Here is a 15630-nt window from a genome sequence, read left to right as displayed (position 1 = left end):
CCTTTCAGACCGACTGGCATGCGATCTGCAGGCAAGTGAACACCCAGGAAACCTGCGCGTGCAGCCGACCCAGTGGAGGGCGCTCCCTACAATCGGGTTAAATCGCTGCCCTGCCATGATGCACATCATTGCCAACCAATTCACACTGACGGAGTTTCTGCTGGACAGCCTGCCCCCTGCACAGCGGGCTGGTGTGCTGACGCACCCGAAGCGCATCAAGGGCATGGCCTATTCGCTGCTGAATACCTTGGACGCTTGGTGCCCGTTTCTGCTGCCAGGATTTCGCCCGTTTCCGCAAACCTACCTGCAAGCACTGGCAGCCATCCCGCCGGACGCACCAGTGCTCATTTTTGGTATTGAAAACATCAAGGATTTGCGCATCATCCGCAAGTACCTGCCCACGCGGCACGTGGCGGTGTTCACCTGGAATCCGGTGATCGATTACCAACAAAACTACAAGGTGCGCAGACTCCACATCCAGCAACTCAAAGGCCTGGGTTTTCACGTGTTCACTTTTGACCCGGAAGACGCGCGGCAGTACGGACTAACACTCACAAAGCAGGTATATCGGTATGTGGATACCTACCGACAAGCGCTGCCAGAAAAGTGGGACATTTATTTTCTGGGGCAAGACAAAAACCGCTTTCCCGCACTCCGCAAGCTAGGAGAGCAGTGGCACAGCCTCGGCTTGCGTACCAGCCTGCGCATGTTGCGTGAACCAGGCAGGTCGTATCCCTCAACCGCAGTCATTGAAGGTCTGCCCCAAAGCATCGACTACCCTACAAACATTGACACCATCAACCGCTCACGCTGCCTTCTGGAGATCACCCAAGCTAACTAGGGCGGGCTCACGGTGCGCTGCATGGAAGCCTTTTTCTTCGACAAAAAGCTCATCACGAACAACCCCAGTGTGCGCACGCTGCCGTTTTACAACCCCACGCGCTTTTTCATCCTGGGGCTGGATGATCCGCAAGCCCTGCCCGCGTTCTTGCAAGCCCCCATGCGGCCACTGCCCCAGGGGGCGTTGCAGCCATACGATTTTGCGCACCGGGTGCAGCAGTTTGACCACATCACCGCCCCAGCGCGCGGCTGACGGGGTCTTCAGGAAGGCACGCCAGCCTGCTCCTTGGCGCACGGCCGGCGCGGCGCCGTCAGCACCAGCACCAGGCCAAAACCATAGGCCAGCCCTTCGTTGGCCAGCCAGATGCCGCTGTGTGTGAGGCCACCCACGCAGGCCACCCCAACGAAGGCAAAGGCCACGGCGCGGTCCAGCCGCTCCATACGGGCGGCCTGCCAGAGGGCGGCGGCAAACACGGCCACAAAGGCAAGCAGCCCAGGGACGCCGTGCTCGATCATGAAAAACAAGAACTGGTTGTGCGGATGGAACGAGCCCACCGCGCACCACTCGGGCGTGGTCGAGATGCGGCAGAACTCACCGTGGTACGCCCCCGTACCCCAACCCAGCCAGGGCTTTTGCCAAAACAGATCCAGCCCATACTGCAAAAAATACAGGCGTTGTCCAATGGAAGTTGTGATCTCCGGAACCTCGCCCAGTTCCTTCAGGCCCAGAGCCACACGCGGAACAATGGTGGGCGACAGCAGCACGGCGCCCGCCAGCAGCACGGCGACCAACGCCACGGCCATCCACCACCGGCGCATCGGCACCAGCGACAGCACAAAGGCCAGCACCGCCACCGCCGTGGCCACATAGCCCGTGCGCCCATACAGCAACTGGGTATTGCACACAAAGGCCAGGGCCGCCACGGCCAGCCAGGCACCCCGCTGCCAAGCCACATTGGTACGCAGCGCCACGTACAGACCGCGCAGCATCAGCAGCGCCATCAGCACGCTTTGGGTGATGTAGTCCTTGAACACGGAATGGTCGCCGCCCCAGCCCTGCGTCTGGGCGCGTGACCAGGGCAGCCGCCACCAGATGCTGAGGTAACTGCTCGCCAACGTGAACAGGGCGGCGATAGTGAAAGCCGTCCAGCAGCGCTCTCGGGTTTTCTCATCCTGCGCCAGCAGCGAGATGGCGATGACCATGAGCAGCAGCTTGTCGTACTTGAGCCAGTGGTCCAGCACCACGCGCCAGGGGGCAGTGGTGTACACCGCGCCCAGCAAAATGATGGTGTACAGGACCAGCAGCGGCAGGGTGACAGCATTGCTGCGGGCCACGTCCCAACGCTGGCGCCAGTCGCCCGCCAGCAACCAAGCAAGCACCATGCACAGCAGCGCGATGTTGGCCCCCGCAAGCGTCCACGGGATGGAAAAGAAGGCTGATATGGCACTGAAAACAGCCGCCGAGCGCAGAAAAACGTGGGGATACTGCATAGACCTTGTCGCCGCAACGACAACAACATTGACACCAGGCCAGCACATCACTGGTGCCCAGGCCGCGATAATTACAGCCTCACATTATCCATTGCACGGCGGCAGCCCCTGCGCCTGCGTGCTTCGCGCCCATGCCCCAACCTATCGTTCACACCATGCACTGGGACAACATCCCCAGTGTCATCCTGCAAAAGCAGCGTGAAGTTTTTGCCGCCCTGGACGTTCCGCTGCAGCAGGAATCTGCGCACCGCATCCCCCATGGCACCTGGATGAACAGCGTGGTGGAGCGCATGGCATCCGACGACATCGTCATCTTTTGCGACATTGACGCCTTCCCGCTCAAGCGCGCAGCCTACGACTTGGCTGTGGCCCATGCAGAGCAAGGCGCCATCTTCGGCCTGTCGCAGTTTTCCAACCACAAGAAAACCACCGAGACCTATGCAGGCCCCATGTTCATGGCGTTTCGCAAAAGCGTGTGGGAGCGGCTGGGGAGCCCCGACCTCAAATCATCGTCGGCCTTTGACGCGGCCGAAGGCCTGTCCGCCCTGGCGCGCGAACAGGGCGTGCCGCTGGTGCTGCACAAGCCCACCTCCACACTGATTTCCAAGTTCGCACTGGGCAACGAAGGGGTGTTTGGCATTGGCACTTTCTACGGCGACAACGACTTCTTTCACCTGTTCGAGTCGCGCGAGCCCGCGTACGAGCAACTGCTGGTGGCCGTGGCCGACGACGCCATCGCACAGCGCCCCTTGCAATTTGCCCGCTACCTGGAAGCGGCCATTGCCCTGCAACAAGGCACCCCGGTCAAAAAGAAGCGCCGCTGGTGGCGCCGCCTGCTGGGTTGAGCGCACCCATGAGCCTGCCCATCGTCTTCATCAACCTGGACCGCGATGCCGAGCGCCGCACGCGGCTGCTGGCCGAGTTGCAGTCCATCGACATGCCCAGCGAGCGCTTTCCTGCGGTGTGGTGGGCCAACGTGCCCCCCGAACAAACCAGCCGCTGGTACAGCGACGCCTTGAATGCACGCCAGTACTACAAGCCCCTGCGCAATGGCGAAAAGGGCTGCTACGCCAGCCACATCGGCGCCTGGCAGCAATTGCTGGCCAGCGACTCACCCGCGCTGGTGGTGCTCGAAGACGATGTGCGCCTGACCCCGCAGTTCACCGAAGTGATCGAGGCCATAGCCGCACTGAAAGAGCCGTGGGACATGGTCAAGCTGCTGGGCCGCGACCAGGAGAAGACGCGTTCGCAGCGGCCCCTGACGGGCAACACCGTGCTGGTGGATTACGCCCGCGTGCCCAGCATGACCGCGGGTTACGTGATCAGCCGCGCCGGTGCGGCCCGGCTGCTGGAGCGCCGCCAGCCTTTCGGCCGCCCCATCGACGTGGACCTGCGGTTCTGGTGGGAATGCGGCGATCTGCGCATCCTGGGCGTGTCCCCGGCAACCATCGAGCTGGATGACACCAGCCTGGTCAGCTCCATCTGGGACGAGCGCGACACGCTGACACCCGCGCAGCGCTGGCGCAAGTTCTGCATGAAGCTGGCGCTCACGCTGGGCAACGCCTGGCACCGCCGGCGCCTGCCCAAGCTGTAGCCGGGCCGTCAGTGACCGGCGGACAGCCTCTCGCCGGCGCGCAGGCGGTATTCAGTACCGCAGTACGGGCATCGCGCATGTCCCGTGTGGCCGACATCCAGGTACACGCGGGGGTGGCTGCTCCAAAGCGCTGTGCCCGATTGCGGACTGGGACAGGCGATACCGCCCCGCGAGTCGAGGTCCTTGGCTTGTAGTTCAACGATTTTCTGAGACATTGCGTCGTTTTCCAGTGATCAAAAAGAGGTGCAAGGCCTGCAATGCCACACTGCACGGACGGGCCGCATTATCGCGCGCGCGCCAGTGCCAGTTCGCGGAGGTAGAAGGCTTCCACCTCGGCCGTCTTGGCCTCGGCGCTGTACGCCCCAATGGGCCGGTCGCAGCGCGGCGGGCGTTGCGCGTACTGCGCCTTGAGGGCCTCAGCCAGTGCCGCGGCGTCTTCCAGCGGCACCATGCGCGCGCCCAGCGCAGCGCTCAGGTGCCGGGCCCCTTGCGTCTGCGTGGCAATGATGGGAAGCTCCGCCGCCATGGCCTCCAGAAAGACCAGCCCGAAAGGCTCGTCCCGTGCAGGGCTGACAAAGCCGTCGAACGCAGCCAGCCAATCGGCCGGGTGCTCAGAAAACCCCGGAAGGATGACGCGGGGCACGCCGCGCCGGCGTAGCGCTTCCAGTTCCGCACCGCGACCGACGATGACCAGGTAGGCGTCTTGCGGCAAACGGGCACGCTCGAAGACGTCCAGCAGCAGATCAAAGCCCTTGCTGCGGTCCATGCGACCCAGGGCGCCAAACACCCACGCATCCGGCGGGATGCCGTGCTGGGCGCGCAAGCGCTGGCGTGCGTCTGCAGCAGGCCGGTAGGGCAGCGTCCAGTTGTCGATCTGGGATGTGTGTGCCCGCAGGGGCGCCGGGATGGCGTCCATCTGCCAGCTGGCAATGGCCACCAGCGCGTCTAGCCGCGCGTGCTGCTGCGGCTTGTAGCAAATGTGCAGGGTGGCCACCCGCAGCACCTGGCCCTCAAGCCCCGACAGTCCGCCCAGGGCCTTGCACCCGTCGCTCAGGTGCGCATGGGCCACGTCCGGGCGCAAGCGCTGCACCAGGCGGCGGGCCTGCCACCGCCCCAGCCATTTGTTCACCCACAGAACACGCACACGCGGGTCCACCCGGTGCGCATACCCGCCGGGCCGACCGCTCTGTGCAGACTTGCGCAGGATCAGCGTGACCTCGTGGTGTTCGGACTGCGCATTGGCCAGCTCGATGGCGTGCCGCTCGCTGCCGGCAAAGCTGCGGGTCAACAGCAGGTGGACGATGCGCATGAAGAAGGTTGGTTGGATGCCGGTGTGACCCAGCGCCGCCACCGCGTCGCAACCCCGCGCTGACGGCGTACGGCGAAGGCGGCGCTGTGCGCCAGGTTCGGGTCAGACCTTGGTGAGCCAGTGGGCGTAGTTGGGATTGCGGCCATTGACGATGTCAAAGAACGCAGTTTGGATTTTTTCGGTGATGGGGCCGCGGCTGCCCACGTAGTCGCCCTTGCCCAGCTCGATGCGGTCCAACTCACGGATGGGCGTGACTTCTGCCGCCGTGCCGGTGAAGAATGCCTCGTCCGCGATGTAGACCTCGTCGCGCGTGATGCGTTTTTGCACGATTTCGAGACCCAGGTCCTTGGCGATGTGGAACACCGTGTTGCGGGTGATGCCGTTCAGGGCACCGGCAGACAGATCGGGCGTGTAGATCACGCCGTTCTTCACCACAAAGATGTTTTCACCGGCGCCTTCAGACACAAAGCCCGAGCTATCGAGCAACAGGGCCTCGTCGTAGCCTTCATCGGTGGCTTCCATGTTGGCCAAGATGGAGTTGGTGTAGTTACTTACCGCCTTGGCCTGCGTCATGGTGATGTTGACGTGGTGGCGGGTGTAGCTGCTGGTCTTGACGCGGATTCCGCGCTTCATGCCTTCTTCGCCCAGGTAGGCGCCCCAGGCCCAGGCGGCCACCATCAGGTGGATGGTGTTGCCCCTGGGGCTGACGCCCAGCTTTTTGTCGCCGATCCAGGTCAGGGGGCGGATGTAGCCCGATTCGAGCTTGTTTTCGCGGATGACGGCTTTTTGCGCCTCGTTGGCCTCTTCCTGGCTGAAGGGAATCTTCATGCGCAGGATCTTGGCGCTGTTGAACAGGCGCTCGGTGTGTTCCTGCAGGCGGAAGATCGCTGGGCCATTGACGGTGTTGTAGGCGCGCACGCCTTCAAAAGCGCCGCAGCCGTAATGCAGGGTGTGGGTGAGCACATGGATTTTGGCATCGCGCCAATCGACCATCTGGCCGTCCATCCAGATCTTGCCGTCGCGATCGGCCATCGAGGGAACTACGGGGCTCATGGGTGTCCTTTGGTTTGCTGGAGAGTCGCAAAAATCAGATTTTACGGGGCGGCCGATCCCGCGGTGCCATCTTGCGCATCCTCGGGGGCTGCGGGGCGTTCCAGCACCCATTTCACCAGCTTGCCGTTGTGAAACTCGCAGGTGACATGCGAGCGAGTGCCATCGGTCCAGCGGTAAAACTCGGGTTGTTCGTTTTCTGGCGACCGCAGCGCCCCCAGCGAACGGGTCATTGCCACCACATGCATCAGGCTCACCCCGGCTTGCAGCCTGGCATTGAGCATGACAGCGCTGCCCACATGACCGATGGGGCGGTCTGCCGCCTTGCGCAGCACATTCATGAGCCGCGTGAAATGCAGCAGGGCCCACATGACCACGCCACCGCCGACGGCCGCGACACCCATCCAGCCATAGGACCGAAAGCCCATCACCACCAAAATCACCAGCCCCACGGGCACCAGAATGTTTCGCAAATTCATGGCCCCATTGTCTTACGGCGCGAACCGCTTTGCCTTGTGGGGAGTGCGTATGCGGGCATCAGCCCATGCCGCGCACCACGTTCATGGCCTCTTCCACCCGCTCCACGGCATGGATGGTGAGGCCCTCGATCGGCTTTTTGGGCGCATTGGCCTTGGGTACCACTGCCACGCTGAAGCCCAGCTTGGCCGCCTCGCGCAGGCGCTCTTGCCCGCGCGGTGCAGGCCGCACCTCCCCTGCCAGCCCCACCTCGCCAAAAGCGATGAACCCCTGCGGCAAGGCCTTGCCCCGCAGGCTGGAGGTGATGGCCAGCATCACGGCCAGATCGGCGGCGGGCTCGCTGATGCGCACGCCGCCCACAGCATTCACAAACACATCCTGGTCCATGCAGGCGACCCCCGCATGGCGGTGCAGCACGGCCAGCAGCATAGCCAGACGGTCCTTGTCCAGGCCCACAGAGAGGCGCCGCGGGCTGGGCCCACCGCTGTCTACCAGGGCCTGAATTTCGACCAGCAAGGGCCGGGTGCCTTCGAGCGTGACCATCACGCAGCTGCCCGGCACCGGCTCGCTGTGCTGGCTCAAAAAGATGGCGCTGGGGTTGCTGACCCCCTTGAGGCCCTTCTCGGTCATGGCGAACACACCGATCTCGTTCACGGCACCAAAGCGGTTCTTGATGGCGCGCACCAGCCGGAACTGGCTGTGCGTATCCCCTTCGAAATACAGCACCGTGTCCACCATGTGTTCCAGCACGCGGGGCCCGGCGAGCGCGCCCTCTTTGGTCACATGGCCCACCAGCACAATCGCCACGCCGGACGCCTTGGCACACCGCGTGAGGTGCGCCGCGCACTCGCGCACCTGCGCCACCGAGCCGGGTGCCGACGTGAGCTGGTCGGAATAGACCGTCTGGATCGAGTCGATCACGGCCACCGCCGGTTGCATGGATTCGATGGTGGCCAGAATCTTTTCCAGCTGAATCTCTGCCAGCACATTCACCTGGCTATGGTCCAGCCCCAGCCGGCGCGACCGCAGCGCCACCTGGGCGCCGCTTTCCTCGCCGGTCACATACAAAGTGGGCAGACCTGCGCGCTGCAGCGCATCCAGCGCCTGCAGCAGCAGCGTGGACTTGCCGATGCCAGGGTCGCCCCCGATCAGCACCACGCCCCCTTCGACGATGCCCCCGCCCAGCACACGGTCCAGCTCATCAATGCCGCTGGGGGTGCGCGCAATGTCGGTTGCCTCAATCGCCGCCAGCGGCATCACGGCCTGCGCCTGCGCCAGGCCTGCAAACTGCGCGCCGCTGTAGCGGTTTTTGCCGGGCCCCGCCTCTGCCACCGATTCGATCAGCGTGTTCCACGCGTTGCACGATGGGCACTTGCCCAGCCAACGCGGGCTGGTGCCGCCACACTCGGTGCAGGTGAAAAGGGTTTTTTCTTTGGCCATGGCAGGTATCGGTAAGGAGCCCCGGGGTGGGGGCAGCCGACTATAGCGGCCATGCCCACACGCGCTGGCAACAGCCCGTACGATGGCGGGCTTGGCAACCCCGCACGGAGTTCAGATTGCAGACACCCACCAACCGCTTCAAACAGGCCATGGCCCAGGGCCAGGCGCAAATCGGCCTGTGGCTTGGGCTGGCCGACGCCTACAGCGCAGAAATCATCGCGGGCACCGGCTACGACTGGCTGCTGATCGATGGCGAACACGCGCCCAACGACCTGCGCTCCATCCTGCACCAGTTGCAGGCAATAGCCAGTGCGGCCAGCGCCAGCAGCGCCCTGCCGCCGGGCGCGCCGGCGCCCCACCCCATCGTACGCGTGCCCGTGGGCGACACCGCACTCATCAAGCAGTACCTGGACATCGGCGCGCAGACGTTGCTGGTGCCCATGGTGGACACCGCTGAGCAAGCACAGCAGCTGGTGCGCGCCACACGCTATGCACCCGAAGGTGTACGTGGCATGGGCAGTGCCCTGGCACGCTCGTCGCGCTGGCAGGCCTACCCCCAGTATGTGCACGAGGCGAACCAGCAGGTGTGCCTGCTGGTGCAGGCCGAAACCGTGGAAGCGATGGGCAACCTCGATGCAATTGCCGCCACGCCCGGTGTGGATGGCGTGTTCATCGGCCCGGCCGACCTGTCGGCCTCCATGGGCCACCCGGGCAACCCAGGGCACCCCGATGTGCAGGCCGCCATCCACGACGGCATTGCCCGCATCCTGCGCGCGGGCAAGGCGCCCGGCATTCTGGCCACCACCGAATCCCAAGCGCGCCAATGGCTCGCGGCCGGTGCGCTGTTTGTAGCCGTGGGGGTGGACACCATGCTGCTGGCCAGCGCCGCGCAGGATCTGCTGGCGCGCTTTCGCACCGACGCCGTTGGCACACCCCAGCGCCCTGCGGGCTATTGAGACCCTGTCGAAACCACACGCATCGAATCCACCAAAACATCACCGCCTGCAAGACAAAGGCCTTTCAACCATGAAAGCATGCATTGACGGGGCGGGTGCCATCAGGGGCTGGCTCGGCGAGCGACTGCAAACACTGGCCGACACGCTGCCGCGCGGCGGCATCGATGTGGAGGGGACCGACTGCATCCAGAAGGGCATCTGGTTCAAGCTGTGGGGCAACCTCACCATCAACCCCATCAGCGCCCGGACGGGTGCCACCACCGACCGCATCCTGGACGACGACCTGGTGCGGGGTTTTGTCAGCGCCGTGATGCTGGAGGCCAAGGCCATCGGCGAAAAGCTGGGCCTGCCCATTGACCAGCAGCCCGAGGATCGCCACGCCGTCACGCGCAAGCTGGGGCGGTCAAGACCTCAATGCGGCAGGATGTGGAGGCGAACAAGCCCCTGGAGATCGACGCGCTGGTGGGCGCTGTGCGGGAGCTGGGGCAGATCACCGGCACGCCCACGCCCCACGCCGACGCCTTGCTGGACCTGACCCGCCTGATGGTCCGCACGCGCAACCTCTACTGACAACCTTCGAACCAAATTGGCCTCTAGCGCTTATCCATCAAGCGCCAACAGCTATTAAATTCATAGCGAATCAACCTAACCATGACCACTCTCACGCTTTACTACACCCCCGGCACCTGTGCCCTGGCCGTTCACATTGCCTTGCACGAGGCCCAGGCGGGCCACGAACTGGTGCGCCTCGACTTTGCCGCCCAGCAGCAACGCAGCCCCGAATACCTGGCCATCAACCCCAAGGGGCGCGTGCCCGCCCTGGTCACCGAACACGGCGTGCTGACGGAAACCCCGGCCCTGCTGGCCTATGTGGCCCAGCGCTATGCCCAGGCGCAACTGGCGCCGCTGGACCCGTTTGCCTTTGCGCGCATGCAGGAGTTCAACAACTACCTGGCCTCCACCGTCCACGTAGCCCACGCCCACCGCCCGCGCGCCAGCCGCTGGGCGGACGAGCCCGCCTCCCATGCCGACATGCTGCGCAAGGTGCCGCAGAACATGGCCGAGTGCTTTGGCGTTATCGAACGCCACTACCTGCAAGGCCCCTGGGTGCTGGGGGAGCCCTATTCCGTCGCTGACGCCTACCTGTTCACCATGTCCGGCTGGCTGCACAGCGATGGCGTGGACGTGGCGCAGTTCCCCAAGGTGGCCGATCACCGGCGCCGCATGGCTGAGCGGCCTGCCGTGCAGCGCGCACTGGCCTGAATGCGCGCTTCGGCGGGCCGCAACCGGGGCGGGAAACGGGCGCAAAAAAGCCCCGGCACCTGGATAGCACCGGGGCTTTTTGGCTGTGCGGGCCTGGTCAGTTGACCTTGAGCGCGCGCCAGTCGATGCGGTTGTCGGCGCGGTGCGGCAAATCCACCTTCTGCGTAGCCGCCCACGGGATGACCTGGTTGTACAGCGGAATGTGCGAAATCAGCTCGTGGTCTTGCACCAGCGCCTTTTCGATCAGGCCATTGCGCGTGACGGCATCGGTTTCCTTCTTGATGCGCTCGATCAGCGCATCCTGCTGCGGGTTGCTGAAACGGCCCAGGTTGAAGTTGCCATCCCCGCCCGCGCCCGGCGAGCGGATCAACGACTGCAGCGAATAGAACGCATCAAACGTTGGCACGCCCCAGCCCAGCAAATAGATGCTGGCCTCGTTGCGCTGGATCATCGGGAAATACGTGGCAAACGGCAGCGAACGCAGCTTGGCCTTCACGCCCACCTTGGCCCACTGCGCGGTGATGGCCTGGCACAGCTGCTCATCATTGATATAGCGGCCTGCGCTGCAGGCAAAGTCCACCTCGAAGCCCTGCGGGTAGCCGGCATCGGCCAGCAGCTTTTGCGCTGCCTTGGCGTCAAAGGGGTAGCGCACATCGGCCTTGGGCGTCCAGCCATTGACCTGGTGGGCAACCAGCGCACCCGTGGGTTGGGCCAGGCCGCGCAGCACCACGCGCTGGATGGCATTGATGTCGATGGCCTGGTAAAGCGCCTTGCGCACGCGCACATCCTTGAGCGGGTTCTTGCCCTTGACGTTCGAGCCCGGCAATTCGTCGCGGAACTGGTCCAGGCCCAGAAAGATGGTGCGGTATTCGGCGCCTTCCAGCACCTTGAGGCCCTGCGTCTGGCGCACCCGCGCCAGATCCTGCAGGCTGGGGTCGATGATGAAATCGATCTCACCCGACAGCAGCGCCGCCGTGCGCGTGGCATCCGACTTGATGGGGGTGTAGACCACCTCGGTCACGTTGGTGGCAAATTTGCCCTTGCCCCACCAGTGCGGGTTGGGCTCGAGCACCACGCGCTGGTCGGGCGTCCACGACTTGAGCACATAAGGCCCCGTGCCCAGTGCGTTGCGGTGGGCAAAGGTTTCGTCCTTGTTCTTGATGTCCTTGGGGTCCACCGACTTGTTCTTCTCGGCCCAGGCCTTGCTGAGGATGCGCAGCTCGGTCAGCTGGTTCACCAGCACCGGGTTGGGCACGTCCGAGAAGATGTCGATGGTGTGGCTGTTGACTTTTTCCACCCGGTCAATGCCCTGGGCATACACCGCGTAATTGGAGCTTTTTGACTTGGCCCGCTCCAGCGAAAACTTGGCGTCGTCGGCGGTGAACTCGCTGCCATCGCTGAACTTCACGCCCTTGCGCAGGGTGATGCGCAGCTGCGTGGGGCTCACCAGCTTCCACTCGGTGGCCAGCGCGGGCTCGGGCTTGAAGGTCTTGCTGTTGTATTCGACCAGCGTGTCGTACACCGCTGCGTGCAAGGTGTTGTTCACGCCCACGTTCTGTGCGTGAACGTCCCACGAAGACACATCCACGGCACGCGCAAAGCGGAAGGTCTTGGCCTGCGTGACCACGGGGAGGGTGGCAGCCAAGGCTGCGGCAAGGAGCAGAGGTTTGAATTGCATGGGCTTGTGCCTCTCGAATAACAAACCCCTACTTTGACCGAGGTCGAGCCTCGTCGGAACAATTTTGTTGTTGTATCCATATGCCCAACAGGGACACGACGCACCCATGCACGCCACCAACGGATTGGGTCTGCGCTGGTGCGCCGCTGCGCCCTATTTGCGTCGCAGCGCCAGCCGAATGCGCTCCAGCGCCGGTGAAGGCGGGGCCACGGTGCGGTCGAACGGGTGCGCGGTTGCACCAACGGCCTTCAGGATGCGTTGCACGTAGGCGCGCGTCTCCAGATAGGGCGGCACGCCGCGGTAGCGCTCGACCTTTCCCTCGCCGGCGTTGTAGGCGGCAGCCACCAGCGCCACATCGCCCTCGAAATAGGCCAGCAGCCAGCGCAGATAGGTCAGGCCCCCGCGGATGTTCTGCGCCGGGTCGTACGGGTTCTTGACATTGAAGCGCTCGCTCGTCTCGGGAATCAGCTGCATCAGGCCCTGTGCGTTCTTGGGCGACAGCGCGTGGGTGTTGAAATTCGATTCGGCGGCAATGATGGCCAGCGCCAGCTGCGGTTCGACCTGGTATTGCGGCGCCATCTTGAGCACCAGTTCCACGATCTTTCGCGGCGCGGTCAACTGGTAGTTGACGCCCGGCGGGCCCGCCACAGCCTGCGCGGGTGGTGGGGGGCGCAGGCACGCGGGCACCTCGTCGGTGGCGCCGCCAACAACCTGCAACATGCGTGCGGCCACGCCCAGCCCCTGCTCGGCGGCGGCCTGGAAGAAAAAGGCGGCCACCACATCGTCGCGCGCCACACCACGCCCATGGGCATACATCCATCCGAGGTTGTATTGGGCCTGCATGTCGCCGAGCCGCGCACTCGCGCAATACAGGGCGGCGGCCCGCAGCGGGTCGCGCGCTACGCCCTCGCCGTGCTCATAGGCAATAGCCTCCTGACGCAGGCTGGCCGCCCGGGTGCGGTCGGTTTCACCGCCCTGCGCCCGCGCCACCTCGGCACCCAAGGCGCAGAACAACGCCACCGACAGCGGCGCAAGGATCGACAGGCTGGCACGCATGTTTTTCAGTATGCGCGTCTTGGCGCCGTACGTCACGTCCTGCTTGGTCTTCAGCCATGTAACCGAGTGCACACACGGCTGTGGCGTGCCAGTCAAAAGCAGCACCGGCCGCGAGCAGCGCCCCTTCAATGCGGCGGACATGCGGCAGCACGCGGCGGGCCGCAACGTGTGCCCCGCCATCTCGACGCCCCCCGTACAACGGCATGACCACCGTGACGGCCAATGCATGCGCCGCTGCAGACCAACGACCGGGCGTGGTTGAACTTAAGGAAAAAATGGCTCTAGCGCCCGTCTATAAAGCGTAGTCAGCTATAAAAAACAAAGCAATTTATCGCATCCGCAAGGCCCGCACCGCCTCGGGCAGCGAGTGCACATCGGGCAGAAAATGATCGATGGCGGCGCCCAGCAGCACGGCGCAGACCAGCGCACCGAGCAACGGCTTCCAGGTCAGGCGCACGGCGGCTGTGAGCCAGCCTTCGCGCTCCACGCCCACGGCAGCGCGGGCCGTGGCCACCGAAAACGCCAGCTCCACCGCCACGGTCAACAGCACATCCCAGCCAAAAAACAGCAGGGCCAGCGAACCCGCGCCAGCAATCAGTGCGGCCCCGATGAGGAAAATTGCGACCACCGGCACCACCACCACAGCGCCTTCGTCCGCGCTGCCAATGGCGTCGGCCGCACCGCTGGCCATGTCGCCCAGGGTGCTGGATTCGCTGCTGCCCAGGCCCGCATCCGAGAGGCCCGGGGGCCCGGCCCCGTCAAAGTCGCCGGATGCACCGCCGCCGCCAAAGTCGCCCCCACCGGTGCGCGGCAGGGTCCCGCCGCCATCGCTACACCCTCCCCGGGGCCAGGGCAGCTCGGTCGCCAGATCCAGCGCATCGCCCCCGACGCCGTCCGCGCCGTGTTCACCCGACTTGCGCTGCCGCACCAGCCGGGCGGCCCACGCGCGCAACACCAGCAAATACCCCAGGTACCCCACCGACAGCGTGACCAGATAGCGCAGCGCCAGCGAGTCCACCCCCAGCAGCATCTGCACATGCGCGCTGCACCACATGAGCAGCAGCGTGAAGCTGCCGATCAGCAGCCCGTGCCAGCGCAGGCGGTAGCGCTGCTGCAGCGTGCGCGCCACCGTGCTGTGGTGCGGCATGCGCACAGAGCGCCAACTGGAGGCCCTGTGGTTGCTTGCGCTTGCGCTGCGGGGGCTGGCCACGGGCTGAACGGGGTGTCGTGCAGGGCGAAGGTCAGGCAACGCCGTCCACCGCCACGGGCACGCGCGGCGCCAGCGCGCACATCAGCTCGTAGCCCACGGTGCCGGCGGCCTGCGCCACCTCGTCGATGGGCAACACGGCGCCATTGCGGGCGCGCCCCCACAAGGTGACCTCGCTGCCGAAGCCGGCATCCATGCCAGCCGCAATCACGGGGCTCAGGTCCACGGTGACCATGTCCATGCTGACGCGGCCCACCAGGCGCGTGCGCACGCCATTCACCAGCACGGGGGCGCCGGTGTCGCAGTGGCGCGGGTAGCCATCGGCATAACCGCAGGCGGCCACGCCGATGGTGAGTGGCCCCTCGGCTGTGAAGCGCGAGCCGTAACCCACGGTGTCCCCCGCCTGCAGCTGTTGCGTGCCGATGATGCGGGTGGCCAGCGTCATGGTGGGCTGCACCTGCCAGTGGTCCGCGTTGTGGGCAGGGAAATCGGGCGCGCTGCCATACAGCACGATGCCTGCGCGCACCCAGTCGCCGCGCACGCGCGCATCGGCCGCGTGGCGCAGGGTGGCGGCACTGTTGCACAGGCTGCGCTCGCCGGGCAGGTCTTCGGTGGCGGTGTTGAACGCGGCCATCTGGTGCGCAATGCCGCGCGGCCCGTCGGCATCGCTGAAATGGGTCATGAACGAGATCTCGTCCACCTGCGGCAGCGCGTTCAGACGCGCCCAGGCAGTGCGATAGCGCTGCGGCGTGAACCCCAGGCGGTTCATGCCCGAGTTCAGCTTGAGGAACACGCGGTGCGGCACCTGCGTCTTGTGGGCCGCCAGCATGTCGATCTGCTCGTCGCAGTGCACGGCATGCCACAGCAACAGGCGCGAGCACAGCTCCAGGTCGCGCGGCTCGAACACGCCCTCCAGCAGCAGGATGGGGCCGCGCCAGCCCAGGTGGCGCACGCGCTCGGCCTCTGCCAGGTCAAGCAGCGCAAAACCATCGGCGGCGCGCAGGCCCTCAAAGGCCCGCTCGATGCCGTGGCCGTAGGCGTTGGCCTTGATTACCGCCCAGGTTTTGGCATCGGGCACGGCCTGGCGCACGCGCGCGAGGTTGTGGTGCAGGGCATCGGTGTGGATGGTGGCGTGAATCGGGCGCGGCATGGGGATATACGAAGAAACAAGCATGGGATTCTGGCACTGCACGCCCGTGGGTGCGTGATATAACCGCCAGACACTTGTATGCGGCCCCCCAATCCATTCGGGCATCAGCCTCTCTGATA

Annotated in this window: 16 protein-coding genes and 1 pseudogene; 7 read left to right on the top strand and 10 right to left on the bottom strand. The window is 65.0% G+C overall.

What is annotated here, in order from left to right; all coding sequences use genetic code 11:
• The first annotated feature begins 115 nt into the window (after positions 1–115).
• Positions 116–841, top strand: coding sequence for a hypothetical protein (locus K226_RS0104655; RefSeq protein ID WP_024813705.1), 726 nt, complete (start codon positions 116–118; stop codon positions 839–841).
• 21 nt (positions 842–862) lie between these two features.
• Entirely contained in the window at positions 863–1093 is a 231-nt protein-coding gene (locus K226_RS0104650) for a hypothetical protein (RefSeq protein WP_155886497.1), read from the top strand.
• Between the two features lie 8 nt (positions 1094–1101).
• On the opposite strand, the gene K226_RS0104645 is transcribed toward K226_RS0104650, so the two are convergent.
• Positions 1102–2331, bottom strand: a complete 1230-nt coding sequence (locus K226_RS0104645; protein ID WP_024813703.1) for an O-antigen ligase — start codon at positions 2329–2331, stop codon at positions 1102–1104.
• Positions 2332–2462: 131 nt separating this feature from the next.
• Between K226_RS0104645 and K226_RS0104640 the strand changes: the two genes are divergently transcribed.
• A complete protein-coding gene (locus K226_RS0104640; RefSeq protein ID WP_035240882.1) occupies positions 2463–3176 on the top strand; it encodes a hypothetical protein in 714 nt (237 codons plus the stop codon).
• Between the two features lie 8 nt (positions 3177–3184).
• Positions 3185–3925, top strand: a complete 741-nt coding sequence (locus tag K226_RS0104635; protein WP_024813701.1) for a glycosyltransferase family 25 protein — start codon at positions 3185–3187, stop codon at positions 3923–3925.
• Between the two features lie 8 nt (positions 3926–3933).
• Here K226_RS0104635 and K226_RS19415 read toward each other — a convergent pair whose 3' ends face one another.
• From K226_RS19415 to radA, 5 genes are all read right to left on the bottom strand, one after another.
• Entirely contained in the window at positions 3934–4140 is a 207-nt protein-coding gene (locus tag K226_RS19415; RefSeq protein WP_081739324.1) for a zinc-finger domain-containing protein, read from the bottom strand.
• A 68-nt stretch (positions 4141–4208) separates the two neighbouring features.
• Positions 4209–5234, bottom strand: coding sequence for a glycosyltransferase (locus tag K226_RS0104630; protein ID WP_024813700.1), 1026 nt, complete (start codon positions 5232–5234; stop codon positions 4209–4211).
• 102 nt (positions 5235–5336) lie between these two features.
• A complete protein-coding gene (locus K226_RS0104625; protein WP_024813699.1) occupies positions 5337–6287 on the bottom strand; it encodes a branched-chain amino acid transaminase in 951 nt (316 codons plus the stop codon).
• A 41-nt stretch (positions 6288–6328) separates the two neighbouring features.
• On the bottom strand, positions 6329–6763 hold the full coding sequence (locus K226_RS0104620) for a hypothetical protein (RefSeq protein WP_024813698.1): 435 nt from the start codon (positions 6761–6763) through the stop codon (positions 6329–6331).
• Between the two features lie 58 nt (positions 6764–6821).
• Positions 6822–8201 (bottom strand): DNA repair protein RadA, encoded by a 1380-nt coding sequence (radA, locus tag K226_RS0104615; protein ID WP_024813697.1) that lies wholly within the window; start codon positions 8199–8201, stop codon positions 6822–6824.
• A gap of 116 nt (positions 8202–8317) precedes the next feature.
• On the opposite strand from radA, the gene hpaI reads away from it, so the two are divergent.
• The 3 genes and pseudogenes from hpaI to K226_RS0104600 all read left to right on the top strand — a co-directional run bounded on the left by hpaI (position 8318) and on the right by K226_RS0104600 (position 10420).
• The gene (hpaI, locus tag K226_RS0104610) at positions 8318–9157 is read left to right on the top strand and encodes a 4-hydroxy-2-oxoheptanedioate aldolase (protein WP_024813696.1); all 840 of its coding nucleotides are present in this window, start codon (positions 8318–8320) and stop codon (positions 9155–9157) included.
• Positions 9158–9227: 70 nt separating this feature from the next.
• Positions 9228–9727: pseudogene (locus K226_RS0104605) on the top strand (ketopantoate reductase C-terminal domain-containing protein).
• Positions 9728–9808: 81 nt separating this feature from the next.
• Positions 9809–10420, top strand: a complete 612-nt coding sequence (locus K226_RS0104600; protein ID WP_024813694.1) for a glutathione S-transferase family protein — start codon at positions 9809–9811, stop codon at positions 10418–10420.
• Positions 10421–10517: 97 nt separating this feature from the next.
• Here K226_RS0104600 and K226_RS0104595 read toward each other — a convergent pair whose 3' ends face one another.
• The 4 genes from K226_RS0104595 to alr all read right to left on the bottom strand — a co-directional run bounded on the left by K226_RS0104595 (position 10518) and on the right by alr (position 15511).
• Positions 10518–12098, bottom strand: coding sequence for an ABC transporter substrate-binding protein (locus K226_RS0104595; protein ID WP_024813693.1), 1581 nt, complete (start codon positions 12096–12098; stop codon positions 10518–10520).
• A 153-nt stretch (positions 12099–12251) separates the two neighbouring features.
• Positions 12252–13226 (bottom strand): transglycosylase SLT domain-containing protein, encoded by a 975-nt coding sequence (locus K226_RS20385; protein WP_051463512.1) that lies wholly within the window; start codon positions 13224–13226, stop codon positions 12252–12254.
• Between the two features lie 256 nt (positions 13227–13482).
• Positions 13483–14301, bottom strand: a complete 819-nt coding sequence (locus tag K226_RS0104585; RefSeq protein WP_051463460.1) for a hypothetical protein — start codon at positions 14299–14301, stop codon at positions 13483–13485.
• Between the two features lie 94 nt (positions 14302–14395).
• Positions 14396–15511, bottom strand: coding sequence for an alanine racemase (alr, locus tag K226_RS0104580; protein ID WP_024813690.1), 1116 nt, complete (start codon positions 15509–15511; stop codon positions 14396–14398).
• Positions 15512–15630 lie beyond the last annotated feature (119 nt).

Source organism: Acidovorax sp. JHL-3 (genome assembly GCF_000526295.1).
GTDB classification, from domain to species: domain Bacteria; phylum Pseudomonadota; class Gammaproteobacteria; order Burkholderiales; family Burkholderiaceae_C; genus Acidovorax; species Acidovorax defluvii.
Note: the sequence above shows the minus strand (reverse complement) of the source record. Positions and strands in the feature narration are given on the sequence as shown.

Coding starts and splice junctions, on each gene's coding strand:
- radA (WP_024813697.1), bottom strand. CDS start 8,201: ATGGCCAAAGAAAAAACCCTTTTCACCTGCACCGAGTGTGGCGGCACC.
- K226_RS0104645 (WP_024813703.1), bottom strand. CDS start 2,331: ATGCAGTATCCCCACGTTTTTCTGCGCTCGGCGGCTGTTTTCAGTGCC.
- K226_RS0104600 (WP_024813694.1), top strand. CDS start 9,809: ATGACCACTCTCACGCTTTACTACACCCCCGGCACCTGTGCCCTGGCC.
- K226_RS0104630 (WP_024813700.1), bottom strand. CDS start 5,234: ATGCGCATCGTCCACCTGCTGTTGACCCGCAGCTTTGCCGGCAGCGAG.
- K226_RS0104655 (WP_024813705.1), top strand. CDS start 116: ATGATGCACATCATTGCCAACCAATTCACACTGACGGAGTTTCTGCTG.
- K226_RS0104595 (WP_024813693.1), bottom strand. CDS start 12,098: ATGCAATTCAAACCTCTGCTCCTTGCCGCAGCCTTGGCTGCCACCCTC.
- K226_RS0104620 (WP_024813698.1), bottom strand. CDS start 6,763: ATGAATTTGCGAAACATTCTGGTGCCCGTGGGGCTGGTGATTTTGGTG.
- K226_RS0104640 (WP_035240882.1), top strand. CDS start 2,463: ATGCCCCAACCTATCGTTCACACCATGCACTGGGACAACATCCCCAGT.
- K226_RS0104585 (WP_051463460.1), bottom strand. CDS start 14,301: ATGCCGCACCACAGCACGGTGGCGCGCACGCTGCAGCAGCGCTACCGC.
- K226_RS0104650 (WP_155886497.1), top strand. CDS start 863: ATGGAAGCCTTTTTCTTCGACAAAAAGCTCATCACGAACAACCCCAGT.
- K226_RS19415 (WP_081739324.1), bottom strand. CDS start 4,140: ATGTCTCAGAAAATCGTTGAACTACAAGCCAAGGACCTCGACTCGCGG.
- K226_RS0104625 (WP_024813699.1), bottom strand. CDS start 6,287: ATGAGCCCCGTAGTTCCCTCGATGGCCGATCGCGACGGCAAGATCTGG.
- K226_RS0104635 (WP_024813701.1), top strand. CDS start 3,185: ATGAGCCTGCCCATCGTCTTCATCAACCTGGACCGCGATGCCGAGCGC.
- alr (WP_024813690.1), bottom strand. CDS start 15,511: ATGCCGCGCCCGATTCACGCCACCATCCACACCGATGCCCTGCACCAC.